Below are 18,045 nucleotides of genomic sequence, written 5' to 3'. Positions count from 1 at the left end.
TTTATTAAAATATATCTAATTTCCATATTTAATGTCTACTTCAAATTTCGGCGAAGAAAGGGCTTCAAAATATGATGCTCAGTTAAGGAGAGCGTTGAATTTCTGGGACATTGCATATCTGGAAATTGGCTCAATGATTGGTAGCGGTTGGATGTTCGCACCTCTACTTGCGGCCTCAGTTGTAGGTCCAGCATCAATAATATCGTGGTTAATCGCAGGAATACTTGTCTACTTCATTGCTGAGGCATATACCGAGGTTGCCAGCATGTTCCCAAGGTCAGGAGGTCTCGTTAGATTTCCGCAATACACCCACGGACTCTTTGCCTCCTATTGGATAGCATGGACAACGTTATTGTATGTAATCGCGGTTGCACCCGCCGAGGCGCTGGCAACAACTACATACTTATCAGCGCTTGTGCCTGGCTTGTTAATACCAGGTACGATGGAATTAAGCGCACTTGGCTATTTAATGGCGGCTATCTTGCTCATTTTCTACTTCTTACTTAATTGGTTCGGTGTTCATGTTATGGGTAAGACGAATACAGCCGTTGGTTGGTACAAACTATTAATACCAACCTTCACGATAATCCTATTACTCGTCTTCCTGCTTCACCCAGTTAATTACAGCGGGTTACCAGGCGGCTTCATGCCTTATGGCTTATCGGCTATCTTCCTGGCAATACCAACGACTGGTATAGCCTTCGCATACCTAGGCTTTAGACAAAGCGTTGAATTCTCAGGCGAAGTCATAAGGCCTAGGGAAATAGCCAAGGGCGCTGTTTTGGGTTTCACATTGGTCGTGATCATATACGTATTACTAGAAACGGCATTTGTGGGAGCCATAGACTGGAGTAAAATCTCGGTACAACCTGGCGATTGGAGCAGTCTTACAAGGTCTATATTGTCAAGGGGCCCATTGTATCAATTACTCACTTTGTCCGGTATCGCAGTACTTACGGCATTTGCCATATTATTCATAGTAGATGCTGTACTTTCACCATCCGGTACAGGTTGGATTTATGTGGGTGGTACCGCCAGATCGCTATACGGCATGGCCGCTAATGGACAATTACCTGAGTGGTTCCTATACCTCAATAGGCATAAAGTGCCTAGGTGGGGCACAATCGCCGCATTGATAGTCGGTTTCCTCTTCCTCTATAAATTCCCGGCCTGGGGCTTAATAGTCACGTTTATAACAAGCGCCGGTTACTTAACGTTTATAGTGTCAGGACCATTATCATTAGCCCTCAGGAGGCTAGCACCAAATGCGCCTAGATATTATAGGATACCAGCAATAACGATCTTCTCGGCGTTAGCCACGATCTCCGTCTACCTAATTGTTTACTGGTCTACATTCGACATACTATGGGGTGTCATAGTCTTCATACTCGCGGGTCTCCCAATATTCTTTATGTATGTGATGCCCACAAAGCTCGGTGTGAATAGATTTAGGGGTATTGTTGCCGGTATTATTTATTGGATCGTCTTAGCATTAGCGACTTACTTCATGCTCTACGAACCGATTATCGTTCCGTACGAGAACGCTGGTAAGCTACCGTTGACAAGTTACTACGCTGGTTTGTTCCTGGCCTATTACGTGATAATCCTTACAATGACCATCGGCTTAACATTATGGCTTTCCAGGGATGTTCCGAGCGACTTAAAGATTCACATTAAGGCTGGTTGGTGGATCGTAGCCACATTATTCACAGTATTTCCACTGTCATTCTTCGGTCAATTTGGAGTATTCGCAAACCCACCAATACCATGGCCATACGACACGATAACCGCCATAATAATAGGCATAATCATACATATATACGGAGCAAGAAGCGCATTTATGACACCGGACCTAAAATACGCATTAGAGAGACTAGCACATTCATCGTAACACATAAGAACTAAGTAATTAACCATTAAAAACACATCAATATCCACAGACAACGCAAAAAGCTTAAAAACAAAATAATGGATATACCCAATTGGGCCCGTAGCTCAGCAAGGCCAGAGCGGCGGGCTCCAGACCCGTAGGACGTGGGTTCAAATCCCACCGGGCCCACCAGTTTTACATTCAATCACTTAATAACTGTTATGATTTAACGTAATCCATGTTATAGTCATCGAAATAAATAATCATGGTTATTATCATATAGGTAGTCCATGGCAATGGGTCATATTTTACAAAAGCACTCTTGTAGGTTATTATTATCTTAGTTACGTTTATATTTTAATTTTCAATTTATACCATCACATAATAAAGAAGGCTTTTATAGTATCTTGGGCAATTTAATTAGCATGGAATTACCCAAGACCATAATTAACATCCTTAGAAGGAATGGATTAGATATTGATTACATCATTGATGTACTAACGGTAAACCTAAACATTGATCCACCAAGCGCTGCTAAGGCTCATGCTAAGTTGGCTTTGGCCATGTTTAATGAGGGCTTGAGTTTCGTTGATAAGGGTGATGTGGTTCAGGCCAGTGAGAGGCTTTACAAGGCTGTGGAGGGGTCCGTAAAGGCTTTGGCGATTGCCAGGGGCCTTGATGAGGCCAGGGAGGCCTTAAGCAAGGGTAGGTGGACCGTGAGCCTACTGGATAAGGCTGCACGTAGACTAGGCGATAAGGTATGGAGGGCCTGGACCGAGGCCTATTTCCTCCATGTAAATGGATTTCACGAGGTTAGGATCGACGTTGATGACGTTAGGGCTAGGATACCAATTATTCAGGAACTGATTAATGAGGTTAAGAAGTCACTGGGCGTTACGTGAATTATGAGGAGTGACTTATTAGGGCTGGTTTTACTATTGTTTCGTGATGAGGGCCCAGTATCGGATTGGTGAAGTGAAAGACCACTGCTGATTAGTCCTGGGGTAAAGGCTTTAAGTGAGTGGACAAGGAGTGTTTATGGTGACGAAAGAGGGTTGGCTGACCAGGTGCTGATCACCTGGCAAGTCTGAGAATCATGGTTTATTGGCTGGGAGGAAATCAATATATTCATCGCATTCATTTACTACTAATTGGGCCTGTGATGAGTCCCTAGACCCTGAGGTTGATGAGGGACATCCTTACTGAAACAGATAACAAGGTCATACTGTTGCACCTCCACTCGTTATATATTCCGATATTCCGTCACCAAGAAGTGCAAGTCCAATTACCACTATTGTTATTACTACGCCAGGTATTATTGCGTACCACCAGGCGGGTGCTGGGAAGTACTGAAAGCCCTCGGACACGAGCCTACCCCACTCTGGATATGGTGGTGGTACTCCAAAACCCAGGAAACTTATTATTGAATAGGCCAGCACGACATTACCTAAGTCAATGGTTGCGTAGGAAATTACTGGTGTTAACACGTTCGGGAATATGTGCCTAAATATTATACCTATCGTGCTCGTCCCAGAGAGTTTTGCGGCATCAATGAAGTACTGCGTCTTTACCCTAAGTGTTTCAGCCCTAAAGAGCCTTGCATATGTTGGCCACCAAACAACCACTAAGGCTATTGCTGCATTGACCGCGCCCCTACCTATTGCAGCTTCCACTGCCAATGCCAGTATTATTGCTGGGAATGCCAGAAACATGTCGGTGACCCTCATGCCCGCCTCATCAACGTACTTGCCGAAGTAACCTGATACCATTCCTATAAGACCTCCAATAATTATTGCCGAACCTACGACAAGTATTGAGATTAGGGCCTCGGTCGGTGTTCCATACAGTATTTCACTGAATAGATCTCTGCCTAAGTTGTCCGTTCCAAAAATATGCTTTAATGATGGAGGTTGGAATGCGGCGGCATAGTTTACCGCAAATGGATTGTATGGTAGTAATGCCCATCCAATTGCTGGGTTATGAAGTAGCGTACCCAGTAGCTGTAGTACGCCCTCGATTATAGCCCAACCGTAGAATGCCACCGTTATTATGAATCCAACGAGTGTTGGTGGGTTATGAATCATGTAGGTCATGAAGAGCCTTAATGATGAAACCCTGCGTTCAGTTGTTACGGTTATCTGAGTGGCCATGCCACTCACCTACTCAAGCTTAATCCTTGGATCAACAACCGCATACAGTATATCGGCTACTAAATTCGCTATTACAACACCAATCGCGACAATGAAGGTACCAGCCATTACTAATGGGTAATCCTGCTGATATAGTGCCTGTGTCAATAACCATCCCATTCCCGTCCATGAGAACACATCCTCGATGACCACCGCACCGGCGAGTAACGAAGCAAAGGTTAATGCTAATACCGTTATCGCAGGTATTAGTGCGTTCCTAAGCATGTGCCTAAATACCACATCCCTATCCTTAAGCCCCTTCATTATTGCGGTTCTTATGAATGGCTTTGAGGCTATATCTATCATGCTATTCCTAATTAACCTTGAAATTATGCCAAAAGCCACAAGTGCCAATGCAGTTGCAGGAAGTATTAAGTGCCTAAGGCTTGACCAGAAGTATGGCCAGTCACCCTCAATTAAGGCGTCAATCGTTGGCATGCCAGTTATTGGTTTTGGTGGAGGTAATAACGGATTGGCAAGACCAGTGGCTGGTAATAACCTCAATCCATAGGCTATGGCTAATTGGAGGAGCATGGCGACTAGGAATGGCGGCATTGACCAAGTCACTAGGTAGAATGCTCTAATTGTGTAGTCGGTTGGGGTATTCTTATGCACTGCTGCAATGGCTCCCGTTAAGATTCCTAAAATTATTATTACTATCATAGCCGCGATTGTTAATTCAAGTGTCCTTGGGAAATAAACATCAATCAATTGTATTATTGGTTGATGATACATCGGATCCTCACCCCAATTGCCTTGAAATACGGCTATTAGGAAGTAATAGAATTGAACATACACGGGGTCATTTAGGTGGTATTCCTTAGTTATTGCCTCAACAATTGATGGTACAGGGTGTGGACCTGCCCATGCAACTGCTGGGTTTGGCGTTATCACGTGCGTTATTACGAACATTATAAAAATCACTCCAAGTACAGTTATTACCATATTTATACTTCTTCTAATTAGAAATGATGCAAGTCTCATTATTACAAAAAAATGTTAATGATTTTTAAGTTTAACTCACTTAAATAAGTAATATTAACTATGAACTACCCGTTGTTGTATATATTGGCGAGTAGTTTATGCATGTACCTGTACCGTTATAGAAGTACATTGTTGGGTAGTAGAAACCAGTTATCAGTGGATTAATTAAGACACCACATACGTACTTATAGGTGAATCCGTAGAATGCAGGTTCGTATAGCCATATGTATGGTACATCCTTATATACCTGGGCATATACCTGCTTCATCAACTCAACTCTCTGGGTTATGTTCGTAGTGAATACAGCCTCTGTGGTCAATGTATTAACCAGTGAATTATTGTACCAAGCCTCATTACCGGCAATACCTCCAAAGTCGACATTAAGTATGAACCAAGCCTCCTGAGCCACTGGGTCCCACCAGTCTGGGTACCAGTCAAGTAAGAAGAATCCAGGGTACTGTGGTGATGTTGGTGGATTCTCCATGGCAGAGACAAGGTAACTTACGGGAACGCCCTCAAGTATTACGTTAACACCAATATTACTGAGCATCTGCTGTATCATCTGCGCCTCTTGTGTAAATGTTAAGTCAGTGCTTATATACCACAGATGCACAGTTAACGGCTTACCGTTTGGATTAATCACCGTACCATTAGGTAATGTTAACTGGAAACCAGCACTTGCTAATAATTCAATTGCTTTATTTGGATCATATGGATATAGCGGTAAATTACCCGGATTATAATATGGGTTAGGCGGATATGGCGGTATCGGACCTAAATATGGCGCACCAAATCCCTTTAGTACGGTGTCTATTATTTCCGTGGTATTTATTGCATATGCAAAGGCCTCCCTCACCACGGTTAAGTTATATGGGTATCTCTGGGTATCGAATACGAGGAATACATCACCACCTGACCATACTGGCCCGTACATGACTATGTTGGGTATTGATAATATGGCTGAGAAGTATATTGGTGGTGGTGATTCGTGCGGGCTTGAATCTATTGCCTGTGCCGCGCCTGTCTTAAATGCGAGTATTTCCTCATCAAAGCTTGTATAGTACTTAATGACTATGTTCTGTATGTGGGCTGGCGTGAGCATGAAGTTTGGCGGGTTCTTGGCTGCCCAATAGTTTGGATTGGCCGTTAATACTATCTCTTCACCGGGTATGTATTGAGCCAGTGTGTACGGTCCACTGCATAGCATGTGAGTACTTAAGTAGGATGTGGTTTGATCAGGCTGTACACCGCCATTTTGATCAACAAATGTGGGATCGACAATCATAGCCCATGAACCAGCCATTACACCGAGGTAATCGTAATAAGGTGCCAATAGGTTAAACTGAATCTCATATGGTCCTTTAACTACTACCGCTTGGTCTGGGTATTCCATTAGTTCGACTATTGATTGATTGTGTACGTTGAAGTTACTTAGTACATTAGCCAGTGCATAGGCACACTCCTCCTCATAACCAGTTAGGTTGGTCTGAGGATTCGGGAACTGAAGACCAAAGATCTTCTCCATAGCACGACAAACACCCCAAGGAGTCGCATAACCAGTCATGCTGGCTATTGTACCGTTGTATAGTAAGTCGAGGAAGTTGAATGCGCCAAATTGATTCATGACTATTGACCTATAAATACTGAACCAGACCGTCGTTGCATTTATTTGGTCTCCATTCTGGAAATACGCACCCTGCCTAATATAGAAGGTCCAGTTAAGGTAGTTGTTTGAAACTGTCCAGTTGTACGCTAGGGCTGGTAGGAAGGATGATGGATCAGTACCATTGAATATCACCAGGGTCTGGTAGCATGAATATAGTATCTCCATGTCCTGCGTGTATGCGGCTATTGCTGGATCAAGGCTATCAGGTGGGGTTGTCTCTGCAACAACTAATGTGTTATTTGATGGAGGGGTCACCGTAGTTGTTTTAGTAGTAACAGTGGTGACATTAGATGGAGGAGGTGTAGGAGTAACTGGTTTTGATACCTTAGCAGGTGGCTTATATAGCATATAGGCCGCAACACCAACTATTATCACTATTACCACAACTACTATTGCTATTACAGCACTCTTTGATACTCCTTTTCCCGGCATAGGTATAATTAACATAATTTAGTTTTTAAGTATTATTATTTTTCAATTTTTCATAAAATACCCATTTATAAATATTTAAAATGACAAATACCTTTACAGGAATTATTTCTTTACATATAACCAACATGCAACTTTAATTCCATTCTTCACCTCAATAAGGGGTGGTTCCTTTTCACGACATACCTCCATCCTAAATGGACATCTAGGATAAAACCTACAGCCCCTTGGCGGATTAACAAGGCTACCAACCTCACCCGTTGGTGGCTTTAACTCAGGCTTACTAATATCTGGCACTGACTCAATAAGCGCCTGTGTATATGGATGTAGTGGTTCCTTAAGAATTACCCCAGTATCTCCAATCTCCATTATCTTACCCATATACATAATCATCATCAAATCACTCATGTATTTGGCAACCGCAATATTGTGTGTAATGAGGAGGTAAGTTAAGTTATGCCTGGCTTGTAAATCAATTAATAGATTAAGCACCTGAGCTTGCGTCGATGCGTCTAAAGCAGATGTTGGCTCATCAAGAACCACAAAATCGGGGTTTGTAATTAATGCCCTTGCAATTGCCACTCTCTGTCTTTGACCACCGGATAATTCGCTCGGTCTTCTTGTGGCTAATGATGAATAATCCAGCCCAACCTCATTCATTATTTTAGCCACGGCATCATCTAATTCCTTACCCTTGACACCTCTATTTCTCAGTGGCTCTCCTATAATGTCCCTGACCCTCATCATTGGGTTAAGGCTTGAGTATGGATCCTGAAAAACCATCTGTAACTTAGCCCTAATGTCTCGTAATTCCCTCCCTCTTGTCATAGTTATGTCAATATTGCGGAAATAAATTTTACCTGAGGTTGGTTGTTCAAGTGTGACTAGTAACCTGCCCAATGTGGTTTTACCACTACCTGACTCACCAACAAGTGCCGTTGTTTTTCCACTCGGTATTTCTATACTAATATCATCAACAGCCCTAACAAAGAGTGGTTTCTCCCTTAAGATTCTATTTATTATGCCGTAATTCTTCGCAAGAAATACTTTAACTAAATGCTCAGTCCTAATTATCACATCACTGCCCATATAAGTGGCACCTCACATGCACATTATTAACCTTAACGAGATTTGGAACAACCTTATCACATACATCCATTCTATGGGGACACCTTGGGTGAAATCTACAGCCGGGTGGTGGGTTCAATAAGTTAGGTACAGAACCACCTATTATTGGTAATCTTCCCTCAAACTTACTAATTTTTGGTATACTACTCAGTAGCGCCTGCGTATATGGATGCCTCGGCTCATAAATCACGTTCTTTGCCGGACCTAGCTCCATTAATTGACCTGCATATAATACCATTATTGAATCGCCTATTATCGATGCAACGGCTATATCATGAGTTATGAATAGTATTGATATACCATACTCGTTCTTTAAATCCTTGAGTAGTTTGAGGATCTGTGCTTGAACGGTCACGTCTAATGCGGATGTCGGCTCATCGGCAATATATAGTTTAGGTCTCATGAGCAGCCCCATGGCTATCATAACCCTCTGTATCTGACCTCCAGATAATTGGTGTGGGTATCTTTCAATTATTAATTCAGGATCGGGTATCCTAACGTCCTTAAGGACGCTCATTATTTCATTAATAGCCTTGCTCTCATCGAAAGTATTGCCCTCCCTCTCATATCTAATCCTCACGGCTTCCATTAACTGATCCTTAACCTTAAACACAGGGTTCAAGCTTGTTGCTGGTTCCTGAAACACCATGAAGATCCCCGTACCCCTTATCTTCCTCATCTCATCACTACTTAACCTCAGTATGTCAATACCATCAAACACTATAGATCCACTAACATACCTGGCATTGGGTGGTAATAATCTTGCAACGGCCAAAGCCAATGTTGACTTACCACTACCTGACTCACCAACAACGGCAAGCGACTCGCCTTTATCTATGCTGAAGGTTACGTCATTAAGGGCATTAACAATACCAAAGGGGGTTCTGTAAACTACGCTTAAATCCTTAACTTCAAGAAGCACCATACCTATTTAACTAAGATTAATTTTAATTATTTTAAAGCCTTAACTTAATTACCTCATTAAATGATCAATACTCATAATAAATGCATTAGGCCCATAGTCAGAAAAACCGTTATTAAAGGTACAATAGTACTAGCAATATTCTCATTATTTCTTGAAATTACACCATCGAGGATAATAAACTATATAATCTTCGTAATATTATGGTACGTATTATTAAGCATATACATACTTTGGAAGCAAAGGCATGAATACTGCATAGAAGATAAATTAATAACCATAAGAGGACTCACTGGGGTTAGAACCGTGGACCTGAGACAAGTAGTTGATTGTTTTATATCGCAGGGGATATTGGCTAAGCATTTTAATTGTGGTTCAATATACCTAGTGCTACAGAATGGAAAGGTGATTATCATTAGAGATATACCGCAACCAAATACTTACTATGAGTTGTTATGTAGGGGCATGTAAATTAATGCATTAAACACATAATATCTTTAAAGCCACTAACTGATGCTTAATTAATGAGTTGGCCTGAGGATTCCATGGTTAAGGCTGTTGACCTTGCCCTGAGTAATGGCTCTACGTATGCTGAGGTTAGGTATCAGGATGACACTGTTAGGTTTGTCGGTGTTAGGAATGGTGCACTTCAGTCATTAAGTAGTTACTCCTATGGTGGTGTTTCGGTTAGGGTCTTGGTAGATGGCATGTGGGGTTTCGCTGCAACGAGCAGTACTGATTGGGAGTCAATTAAAGATACCGTGGGTAGGGCTGTCTCGTTGGCTAGGTCTGTGGCTAGGCTTAGGAGGAGGAAGGTGACCATCAGTAGGGATAGGCTGGCTAGGATCACGTATGACGTTAGCCAGAGAGTTAAAGTTGAGGACTTACCAAATGAGTACTTAATTAAGTACTTAAGCGAGCTCGATGCCCATGCCAGGGTTGAGCCCAGGATTAGGGTTAGGAACCTATTCCTGAGCACCACAATTACTGAGAAGTTAATTATAACCAGTGACGGGGCCTACGTTAGGAGTAGGGTACCCAGAGTCTACCTCTTCGGTTCGTTAATAGCATATGACCCACAGAGCGGCAGTGCCCAGAGAAATATCGAGTTTGGTGGTTCAGGTGGTTTCGAGGTACTAAGTGGCGTTGAGGATGAGGTTGATAGGGAGGTTAGTGTCATTAGGGATGTGCTTGATAAGGCTAGGCCGCTTCCTCATGATGAGGTAATGGATGTGGTGCTAAGCCCTGAGTTGGCGGGTATAATGGTTCATGAGAGCATAGGCCACCCGCTGGAGTTGGATAGGATCATGGGTAGGGAGGGTGCTGAGGCAGGAGAATCGTATGCTAAGCCGGATTACCTGGGTAGCTATAGGATTGGTAGTGAGTTGGTCACGATAATAGACGACCCAACAATACCCAATAGCTACGGCTTCTACCTAGTCGATGAGGAGGGGGTCACCGCTAGGCCGAGGTTCCTAGTTAGGAATGGTGTGATTAATGAGTTCTTAATGAATAGGGAGTACGCATCATACATCGGGTTAACAAGTAATGCTGCAGCCAGGGCTAGTGAATTTGATAAGGAGCCAATACCAAGGATGGCCAATACGTACTTAGCACCGGGTAATTGGAAGCCTGAGGAAATAATTAGGGAGACTAGGAGGGGGTTGTACATAGTCTCATACACTGAGTGGAATATTGATGATAAGCGCTGGTTTGGGCGTTATGGCGGTTTCGAGGCCTACTACATAGAAAATGGAGACCTGAAGTACATGGTTAGGGAACCATTTATTGAGGTTGACACGAAGACCTTGTGGAGTAACGTGGACGCAGTGGCTAATGACCTTAGGTTCTACCCAGGAACCTGCGGTAAGGGTAATCCTGAGCAGGGAGTCCCTGTTTACTTAGGTGGACCCACCTTTAGGGTGGTTGGTGTCAGGGTTTTGAAGGCACCGCGCTAACCCTTTGATATGTTTAAATCCTTAATTAACACGTATGGTGCCGTGCCAGGTAGTGGCGAGTCCCACCAATAAACCTGCCTAGCCTCCCCACTTGAGTCGACGAAATTCCTAAGTAACGTCCTGAAGGAATCCGCAATCCTTAACCCGCGCACCCTGGCACTCAACTTACCATTCCTCACTAGAAATGCCACATCCCTAACAACGGTTGAGAACACGCCCTCCTTAACATTCTGAAACCTCGTGTACCAATTATTGGTTATGATAATTCCATTCCCAAGCTCAGCCGCTATTGCCTCAATATCATTGGGTAATCGCCCTGTGCCTATCGCCACGTGCCTTGGCCTCGGTCGTAACCAATTACCAACGGCATGACCTGTACTGATTGTATTGAACTTAGTGGCTGTCCTATTATTATGTAATAACCCAGTGAGTGTCCCCTTCCTTATTACCTCCACGCTCATCGTTTTATTACCCTCATAATCAAAGGATTCCGAACCAAAGGCGCTGGGATCGCCTGATAAATCCATTATCGATAGTCCTTCGCTGGCTATTAAATTACCAATATCGTTCTTAGAGATGCCAGACATCTCCGTTATTACTGAATAGGCATTAAACCACATGGCGGTCATCACGCCGTATAAATGGGCCGACACCAACGGACCAAGAACCACATTATACCTGCCACTACCCACACTCTCCTCTGGTAAATCCTTAGACAACCTCACCAAGCGCCCTGCCTCAGCACCCGCATCCCTTGGTCTAAATCCATCGAGGGTATTTGATATAGACACCGACGTGGCTGTTAAGTCATCGATAAATGCCCTAATCGTAAGTGTCACGAAGGAAGCCTTATCCTCAAGCTCAAGCCCAGTACTATCAATGTAGTAACGCTCCTCAACGCCAAAGGTCATTACACCGGCATTCCTCTGCGAACCCTCGTTAAGTGACGCCTGGATTGCCTCATTCAATCCATCAATTAGCCTATCAATCTCACCCTCCACTCTGCCATCATACTTACCAATTAATTGTCTTGGTTTCTCGCCATGGGTTAATGGTACGTAGAATTCATCCTCAGGTATGTTACTTAATTCCTTGATTAATTCCTGGACCCTGTTCCTAATAATGTTTATGTTGGCTGTTGAAAGTGAAGTGGTTAAATACCTCCTTGACTTAGCAATGTATATTGTTGTTTCGTGGGTGACCCAGTTATTGGCTATTGTGGGTTCATTATTGGCGAACCTAATCATTGACCACCTAACCCTCCTGGAGACTATTACCCCCTCATCCACAGAGCCCCTAATGTTTTGAACAATGCTACCCAACTCACTTAACATTAAATTTGCGATGCAGTATTGATTTTTAACCTTTAAGCCTATGCCGATTTTATTCTGATGAATAATTAATAATTAGGAATCGTACATACATGTTATTAATTTATGATTTTTAACTCTGAAATTCATGCATAATACACTTAGTGAAAAGGAATAATATATTGCGTAAAAGATTCATTGGATGGTTGAATTAAGTCTAACGGTCAACGATCTAATAAATTACGTGCTTAATGTTATGAGTAGTTATAATAAGGATGAGCTTAGGGTTACAATACAGGAGGCAGCGCGATGTATACTATGTTCATTATATGGTGTTTCTACCAATGTTAATCATGAGGTAAAGCCCGTGGATGGTGTCCTTGGTTTAATAAGGGCTTTAAATGACCCTGACGTGAGGTTAGGCCTTGGGTTACTGATTGAGCTATTGAGGAGTATGGGTAAATGCTTGAGGGCCGCCGAGATGATTAGGTCGCTTAGTAATGGTAGTGGGGATTGTTCATTGAGCGTACCATGTCATTACCTGGCCTTTAATATGGTTAACCTCAACAAGAATGAGTAATGAATATTAAATGATTTAAGAACGAGTGGGTAATTCAACGTTATTTTAAGGTTTAGGGCTCTTGTCCCTTCTTTATTGGAACACCGACCATGTTACCCCATTCTGCCCATGAACCATCATACACCCTAACTGAGGGATAGCCCAATAGGTATTTTAGCACAAACCAGGTGTGGGATGCCCTTTCGGCAATTCTGCAGTATGTAACGATTTCCTTGTCTGACGTAATCCCGTACTGCTCATAAAGTCTCCTTAACTCATCTGGCGATTTAAACTCACCTGTCTCCGGATTAACGGCTAGGCTCCAGGGGATATTGATCGCGCCAGGTATATGGCCACCAACTTGCGCATGTTCATTGGGGTACTCAGGCGGTGCTGTTATCTCGCCAGTGTATTCCTTGGGGGATCTAACATCAACTAGCATTAGGCTTTTACCGACCTCACCCTTGTTTAACCTATTGAGTATTTCCCATGCGTATACCCTATGGCTACCCCAATCAACCCTCTTAACCACATACTTGGCGCCAGCCTCCCTATAATAATGCGGCTCTTGGTGCCCACTGCACGTTGGCCTATTCTCCTTAGCCCACTTGGTCCTGCCGCCATTGAGTAGTCTCACATCCTCATGTCCATAAACCTTAAAGACCCAAAAGGCGTAAGCCGCAAACCAATTGTTGTAGTCTCCGTAAAGCACGACGGTCGTATCATTTGATATTCCTCGTTCCTCCATGAACCTGGCAAATTGGTCGGGCTCCACGAAGTCCCTACGTACGGGATGCCTAATGTGATCTTTCCATGTAAGTAGTGATGCCCCTGGTATATGCCATACAAAGTATGCGGTGCTTGGGTCATAATCCACCTCCACTATTTTGACCTTAGGATCCTTTAGATGATTAACCACCCACTCCGTATCCACAAGGACCTCTGGATGTGCGTAACCCATACAAATGCATTCAAATATAGTCAAATTAATAAATTAGTTTAGAAGTGCATATTTTGCATAAATTATTAAGTAATTTAAATCGTGAAAATGAAGATATAGTGAGATCTATGGAGATAATTGAGACATTGGTATTTGACAGTCATGAGTCATGCGAGGCAGGGCTTAGGCATCCAATTTACTCAATATTGAATGAAGCGAAGAAGCTAAGGCCAGGTTATGGACTGAGGGTGCTGGTTAATGATGATGACTGGCTCAAGGCAATAGAGAGCATAATAAGGACGATGAAGAAATTAGACTATGAGTATAAGGGTATAGTTAACGGTTATTTCCATGAATTAATAATTTTCAAAAAGGAATACGAGAATCAGGTAAGTTAATCAAGCGCTTTACTTTTAAATAAATCTAAAAGTGAAGTTTTCAAGTTTCTCAATAATATCTTAACAATATGATGTGATCTATACCCAGTCAGTCGGTCATCACACGTATTTTTAGTTTTAATGGAAACAAAATATAGTATTATAACCTAGACTATGAGTACGGTGTAGTCCTTATCAATAAACATTGATATATCCTCATGATGCTCCTCATCACCAATCAGCTTAATGTTTAATTTGAGTAGTGAATCCCTTATGTTTAGATGCGGTGGTGATGCGCAGTAGCCGCAAACGCCATAGATTAAGCCTTCTCTATATGCCTCGTCATAGGCAGGTTTTAAGCCCTTATATGGGCTATTGGCGCTCGCTATCGGTATTCTTGAACCAAGCCCATCAAAGTATACTAAAACGTCATGTCCCTTGCGCTTAAGCTGTACCGCGTAATGAAGGGCATGGGCAGCCTTTATGGACTCTGATAAGTCATCCGGGTTACAAAGTATTACAAATGCGTACTTCCCCATACCACAATGATCTACAACTATTATAAATAAAATATCCCCAATTGCTTAATAGATAGACAGTATTACCTCTATTATTATTACATTAACACGCATGACCCATCCTGTTCATGCGCTTCATATCCTAATAAGGAAGGAAAGTGGGTTAAGTCCGTAATGAGGGTACTATTTAATATGCTGGTGATGCCTGGGTTCATTATAACGTAGATGAATGCTGAGATTATTACTCCGGAGAATTGAATGAAGATAGCGCAGTATCGATTATTCGATGATGCATTAATTAATGATATCATTAAGAGATGTTACATGGGCTATATGGTGTAAATGGTTGAGCATGGGTGTACTCAGAATCTCTATTGCGGTAATCTACCTAGACGACTTAATTCTTAAAATCGTGATCTCATTATCCCAATATATAAAGCCGTTAAAAGCAGGATTAATCCACACAACAGCTTAACTTACTAATATCTCTACGAAAGGCCTGAGCCGCCAGCTTAAGGGACTCAGCCATGGTTGGGAATACGTGTACTGTATCAATAATATCATCAACCGTAGCCCTCAACCTAATTGCAAGGGCAGCCTCACCTATGAATTCAGCCGCGTTCTCCGCCATCACATGCACGCCGATTATCCTCATATTATTTTTATCAATAATTATCTTAATTAAGCCCCTGGTATCACCCAATATATGTGCCTTGGCCACATCCCTCATCCAAACAACCCTATAATCAGCATTAATCCTAGCCTTACTCGCCTCCATAAACGTTAATCCAACCCTGGCCAGGTTGGGTTGCGTAAATATTGCTTGAGGTACGCTCATCATATCAATCCTCCTGTGCGCATTAAGTACGGCATTATCAACAGCCACAACACCCTGCTTACCAGCCAATGCCTCAAGCATTGGACCACCAATTACGTCACCCGCCGCGTAAATGCGAGGGTTTGTTGTCCTTAACTCGTCATCCACGAGTATGCCACCTTTATCATTTAATTTAACCCCTGCAGCTTCAAGATTTAGGTCAATATTTGGTCTCCTACCGGTGGCCAATAGTATTTCGTCAGCCTCAATCTCACCCTTATCCGTAATTACGACTTTACCCAAACCTCTACTAACCCTAAGCACCTTGGCGTTAGTAATAACCAATACTCCCTCATCCTCAAGCATCCTCTGAGCCTCTAGGGCAAGTTCAGGTTCCCAGTCAGGTATTAATGTCGGGCTCCTCTGTACTATGGCGACGTCAACCCCCAGCCTCCTATACATCTGGGCGAATTCAAGGGCCTGGGCCCTGCCTCCAATAATGACTAGCGAGTCCACCTTCCTATCAGGATTAAGCGCCTCAACGTTGGTCCAATACCCAACCTCCTTAAGTCCTGGTATTTCCGGTATCTTTGGTGATGCACCCGTGGCTATTATGAACCTTCTTGCCTCTATGACTTTACCATTAACCTTAACGGTACTTGATGATGTGAAGTACGCTTTACCCTCAATGAGCTCAACGTCGTACTTGGCCAGTACATCCTCATACTTCAACCGCCTAAGCTCGTTAACCACTTCCCTTTCCCTGGCGAATACCTCCGTAAACTCAGGGTAATGTTCATGACCAAGCACCTTACTTACATAATTATACAACTCCCCAATGCGTAAAACGGTCTTAGAGGGTACACAGCCAACGTTAACGCAGGTACCTCCCAATGGTCCATAACCTATCAATACCGGTTTTATTCCAAGTTCATTTGCCCTAATTAATGCTGCAAACCCGGCGGCGCCATAACCTATTATGACGAGTTCCTTCATCATCTATCCACCATTATTACTTATTAAGTAGCACCATTAATGGACAGTCCTCAATTTACGTTCAAACTCATGGGCACAATGCTCACAGCAAAAGTAATGCTTAATTCCGTTAATTTCATGCACATATATCCTCTCAGGTGTTAATTCAACACCACAATTCTCACAGACCAATTTATCCCCACCACTTATACTTGATCTAAGCTTACCCATATTCCTCCCACAACGCTAAGAACGAATATTTATAAATCTTTCTAAATATGAACAAATATTCATATGTGAGAATAATTTAAAAACACCGAAATATAGGAAAGCACGATGGCCAAACGCTTAGGCTCAAATTATATATTCAAGGTTTGGGCTATGATCTTTCATGACGTTAAGTATGCTTTATTAACCACGGTATTTTTCATAGTATTATCATTAACATACTCATTTATTCTCATTCAATCAGATACTGGCTTCTTATTTTTTGGTAATTACTATGTCATTTATTCCATAGTTTATTCCCTAGCTCTATCCTGGGCCCTAAGTATATCAATTGCAATCAGCATATATAGTTATAGTCATAGAATGCGCCCGGTGGGCATTAGACTTAGTGCAGCCGCTTCAATAATAGGTATTATGCCAAGCCTATGTTGTAGTACAGTCATACCCATGTTGATTTCCACGTTAGGCGGTTCATTAATAGCCATAACCATTAATGGTAAGATAATGGGTTTCATAGCCGAGTGGGATCCTATTATAATGTTTTTGGCGCTGATACTTGCATATTATTCCCTGTATCTATCATCTAAGAGACTATGTTTTTGTTCAATCATTAGGTGATGACCGTGAATACCCGCATTCTCTTATACGTAATAATCATGGTAATACTTACCGTGGTTACATTAAGTCTTATAATTGTACTATATAATTCATCAGTGGTCAAGGTAGGAATAAAAGTAGGTGATTACGCACCAAATGCGCAGTTTACGCTGGATAATGGAACCACGGTGAATCTATCGGATTTCCTTCACCACGGACACTACGTATTACTCTACTTCGCAGCCACTTGGTGTAGTAGTTGCGCATACGGTGTTCTCACGCTAAGTCATTATGCGCAGTTATTAGCCGCGAGGAATGTCACGGTCATAATACTCGAACCATACAATGATTTAGGCTACTCAGGAACGCCAGTAGGTATATTCGTTAACTACTTTGCGGGTAATAATTCAAGGCTGTTCATAATAGGTTATGCAAGCCTTGAAATGACTGAAGCATATGATCCGCATGGTTATCCAGACATCTACTATTTAATATCTCCCAATGGAAGGATAATTTATAGTAATGTTGACTTATCAAACACCATAAATGGTCTATTAGATGTAGTGGGAGTTGGTTAA

Annotated in this window: 18 protein-coding genes and 1 tRNA gene; 9 read left to right on the top strand and 10 right to left on the bottom strand. The window is 42.4% G+C overall.

Annotated elements, in window-relative coordinates; translation table 11 throughout:
• Positions 1 to 31: 31 nt before the first annotated feature.
• The 3 genes from VDIS_RS06795 (at position 32) to VDIS_RS06785 (ending at position 2,772) form a co-directional block, all read left to right on the top strand.
• A complete protein-coding gene (locus VDIS_RS06795; protein ID WP_013336494.1) occupies positions 32 to 1,891 on the top strand; it encodes an APC family permease in 1,860 nt (619 codons plus the stop codon).
• A 93-nt stretch (positions 1,892 to 1,984) separates the two neighbouring features.
• Positions 1,985 to 2,062, top strand: a tRNA-Trp gene (locus tag VDIS_RS06790).
• A gap of 233 nt (positions 2,063 to 2,295) precedes the next feature.
• Positions 2,296 to 2,772 carry a PaREP1 family protein gene (locus VDIS_RS06785; RefSeq protein ID WP_013336493.1) on the top strand — a complete coding sequence of 159 codons (477 nt, stop codon included), beginning with the start codon at positions 2,296 to 2,298 and terminating at the stop codon, positions 2,770 to 2,772.
• Between the two features lie 318 nt (positions 2,773 to 3,090).
• On the opposite strand, the gene VDIS_RS06780 is transcribed toward VDIS_RS06785, so the two are convergent.
• The 5 genes from VDIS_RS06780 to VDIS_RS06760 form a co-directional block, all read right to left on the bottom strand.
• Complete coding sequence (locus tag VDIS_RS06780) at positions 3,091 to 4,020, bottom strand: ABC transporter permease (RefSeq protein WP_013336492.1); 930 nt, start codon at positions 4,018 to 4,020, stop codon at positions 3,091 to 3,093.
• Positions 4,021 to 4,029: 9 nt separating this feature from the next.
• Complete coding sequence (locus VDIS_RS06775) at positions 4,030 to 5,043, bottom strand: ABC transporter permease (protein WP_013336491.1); 1,014 nt, start codon at positions 5,041 to 5,043, stop codon at positions 4,030 to 4,032.
• 58 nt (positions 5,044 to 5,101) lie between these two features.
• Positions 5,102 to 7,141 (bottom strand): ABC transporter substrate-binding protein, encoded by a 2,040-nt coding sequence (locus tag VDIS_RS06770; RefSeq protein WP_013336490.1) that lies wholly within the window; start codon positions 7,139 to 7,141, stop codon positions 5,102 to 5,104.
• Positions 7,142 to 7,243: 102 nt separating this feature from the next.
• A complete protein-coding gene (locus VDIS_RS06765) occupies positions 7,244 to 8,227 on the bottom strand; it encodes an ABC transporter ATP-binding protein (protein ID WP_013336489.1) in 984 nt (327 codons plus the stop codon).
• Positions 8,217 to 9,191: an ABC transporter ATP-binding protein gene (locus VDIS_RS06760; protein WP_013336488.1), complete on the bottom strand. Its 975-nt coding sequence runs from the start codon at positions 9,189 to 9,191 to the stop codon at positions 8,217 to 8,219. Before VDIS_RS06760 ends, VDIS_RS06765 begins: the two co-directional genes overlap by 11 nt.
• Before the next feature lie 60 nt (positions 9,192 to 9,251).
• Here VDIS_RS06760 and VDIS_RS06755 point away from each other — a divergent pair, with 60 nt between their 5' ends.
• Together VDIS_RS06755 and VDIS_RS06750 are read left to right on the top strand one after the other, a co-directional pair.
• Positions 9,252 to 9,659: a PH domain-containing protein gene (locus VDIS_RS06755; RefSeq protein ID WP_013336487.1), complete on the top strand. Its 408-nt coding sequence runs from the start codon at positions 9,252 to 9,254 to the stop codon at positions 9,657 to 9,659.
• 53 nt (positions 9,660 to 9,712) lie between these two features.
• Complete coding sequence (locus tag VDIS_RS06750; protein ID WP_013336486.1) at positions 9,713 to 11,146, top strand: TldD/PmbA family protein; 1,434 nt, start codon at positions 9,713 to 9,715, stop codon at positions 11,144 to 11,146.
• On the opposite strand, the gene VDIS_RS06745 is transcribed toward VDIS_RS06750, so the two are convergent.
• Positions 11,143 to 12,480 (bottom strand): TldD/PmbA family protein, encoded by a 1,338-nt coding sequence (locus tag VDIS_RS06745; RefSeq protein WP_013336485.1) that lies wholly within the window; start codon positions 12,478 to 12,480, stop codon positions 11,143 to 11,145. The two genes, VDIS_RS06750 and VDIS_RS06745, sit on opposite strands and share 4 nt — an antisense overlap.
• Before the next feature lie 178 nt (positions 12,481 to 12,658).
• Here VDIS_RS06745 and VDIS_RS06740 point away from each other — a divergent pair, with 178 nt between their 5' ends.
• Positions 12,659 to 13,036: a DUF1641 domain-containing protein gene (locus VDIS_RS06740; RefSeq protein ID WP_013336484.1), complete on the top strand. Its 378-nt coding sequence runs from the start codon at positions 12,659 to 12,661 to the stop codon at positions 13,034 to 13,036.
• Between the two features lie 52 nt (positions 13,037 to 13,088).
• Here VDIS_RS06740 and VDIS_RS06735 read toward each other — a convergent pair whose 3' ends face one another.
• On the bottom strand, positions 13,089 to 13,976 hold the full coding sequence (locus VDIS_RS06735; RefSeq protein WP_013336483.1) for a sulfurtransferase: 888 nt from the start codon (positions 13,974 to 13,976) through the stop codon (positions 13,089 to 13,091).
• Between the two features lie 107 nt (positions 13,977 to 14,083).
• Between VDIS_RS06735 and VDIS_RS06730 the strand changes: the two genes are divergently transcribed.
• A complete protein-coding gene (locus VDIS_RS06730) occupies positions 14,084 to 14,353 on the top strand; it encodes a hypothetical protein (protein ID WP_013336482.1) in 270 nt (89 codons plus the stop codon).
• Between the two features lie 146 nt (positions 14,354 to 14,499).
• Here the strand turns inward: VDIS_RS06730 and VDIS_RS06725 are convergent, their stop codons facing one another.
• The 3 genes from VDIS_RS06725 to VDIS_RS06715 all read right to left on the bottom strand — a co-directional run bounded on the left by VDIS_RS06725 (position 14,500) and on the right by VDIS_RS06715 (position 16,873).
• Positions 14,500 to 14,871, bottom strand: coding sequence for a hypothetical protein (locus tag VDIS_RS06725; RefSeq protein ID WP_013336481.1), 372 nt, complete (start codon positions 14,869 to 14,871; stop codon positions 14,500 to 14,502).
• Positions 14,872 to 15,304: 433 nt separating this feature from the next.
• Complete coding sequence (gene merA / locus VDIS_RS06720; RefSeq protein ID WP_013336480.1) at positions 15,305 to 16,663, bottom strand: mercury(II) reductase; 1,359 nt, start codon at positions 16,661 to 16,663, stop codon at positions 15,305 to 15,307.
• A gap of 36 nt (positions 16,664 to 16,699) precedes the next feature.
• Positions 16,700 to 16,873, bottom strand: coding sequence for a TRASH domain-containing protein (locus VDIS_RS06715; protein WP_013336479.1), 174 nt, complete (start codon positions 16,871 to 16,873; stop codon positions 16,700 to 16,702).
• Between the two features lie 369 nt (positions 16,874 to 17,242).
• Between VDIS_RS06715 and VDIS_RS12660 the strand changes: the two genes are divergently transcribed.
• Together VDIS_RS12660 and VDIS_RS06705 are read left to right on the top strand one after the other, a co-directional pair.
• Entirely contained in the window at positions 17,243 to 17,488 is a 246-nt protein-coding gene (locus VDIS_RS12660) for a hypothetical protein (RefSeq protein ID WP_148678279.1), read from the top strand.
• Positions 17,488 to 18,045 (top strand): peroxiredoxin family protein, encoded by a 558-nt coding sequence (locus VDIS_RS06705; protein WP_013336477.1) that lies wholly within the window; start codon positions 17,488 to 17,490, stop codon positions 18,043 to 18,045. Before VDIS_RS12660 ends, VDIS_RS06705 begins: the two co-directional genes overlap by 1 nt.

This window comes from Vulcanisaeta distributa DSM 14429, from assembly GCF_000148385.1.
Lineage (GTDB): Archaea > Thermoproteota > Thermoprotei > Thermoproteales > Thermocladiaceae > Vulcanisaeta > Vulcanisaeta distributa.
The sequence above is the reverse complement of the archived record's forward strand: the minus strand, read 5'-3'. Positions and strand labels throughout refer to the sequence as shown.

Coding starts and splice junctions, on each gene's coding strand:
- VDIS_RS06740 (WP_013336484.1), top strand. CDS start 12,659: ATGGTTGAATTAAGTCTAACGGTCAACGATCTAATAAATTACGTGCTT.
- VDIS_RS06765 (WP_013336489.1), bottom strand. CDS start 8,227: ATGGGCAGTGATGTGATAATTAGGACTGAGCATTTAGTTAAAGTATTT.
- VDIS_RS06705 (WP_013336477.1), top strand. CDS start 17,488: ATGACCGTGAATACCCGCATTCTCTTATACGTAATAATCATGGTAATA.
- VDIS_RS06780 (WP_013336492.1), bottom strand. CDS start 4,020: ATGGCCACTCAGATAACCGTAACAACTGAACGCAGGGTTTCATCATTA.
- VDIS_RS06715 (WP_013336479.1), bottom strand. CDS start 16,873: ATGGGTAAGCTTAGATCAAGTATAAGTGGTGGGGATAAATTGGTCTGT.
- VDIS_RS06785 (WP_013336493.1), top strand. CDS start 2,296: ATGGAATTACCCAAGACCATAATTAACATCCTTAGAAGGAATGGATTA.
- VDIS_RS06735 (WP_013336483.1), bottom strand. CDS start 13,976: ATGGGTTACGCACATCCAGAGGTCCTTGTGGATACGGAGTGGGTGGTT.
- VDIS_RS06745 (WP_013336485.1), bottom strand. CDS start 12,480: ATGTTAAGTGAGTTGGGTAGCATTGTTCAAAACATTAGGGGCTCTGTG.
- VDIS_RS06755 (WP_013336487.1), top strand. CDS start 9,252: ATGATCAATACTCATAATAAATGCATTAGGCCCATAGTCAGAAAAACC.
- VDIS_RS06725 (WP_013336481.1), bottom strand. CDS start 14,871: ATGGGGAAGTACGCATTTGTAATACTTTGTAACCCGGATGACTTATCA.
- VDIS_RS06750 (WP_013336486.1), top strand. CDS start 9,713: ATGAGTTGGCCTGAGGATTCCATGGTTAAGGCTGTTGACCTTGCCCTG.
- merA (WP_013336480.1), bottom strand. CDS start 16,663: ATGAAGGAACTCGTCATAATAGGTTATGGCGCCGCCGGGTTTGCAGCA.
- VDIS_RS06775 (WP_013336491.1), bottom strand. CDS start 5,043: ATGAGACTTGCATCATTTCTAATTAGAAGAAGTATAAATATGGTAATA.
- VDIS_RS06730 (WP_013336482.1), top strand. CDS start 14,084: ATGGAGATAATTGAGACATTGGTATTTGACAGTCATGAGTCATGCGAG.
- VDIS_RS06770 (WP_013336490.1), bottom strand. CDS start 7,141: ATGCCGGGAAAAGGAGTATCAAAGAGTGCTGTAATAGCAATAGTAGTT.
- VDIS_RS06795 (WP_013336494.1), top strand. CDS start 32: ATGTCTACTTCAAATTTCGGCGAAGAAAGGGCTTCAAAATATGATGCT.
- VDIS_RS06760 (WP_013336488.1), bottom strand. CDS start 9,191: ATGGTGCTTCTTGAAGTTAAGGATTTAAGCGTAGTTTACAGAACCCCC.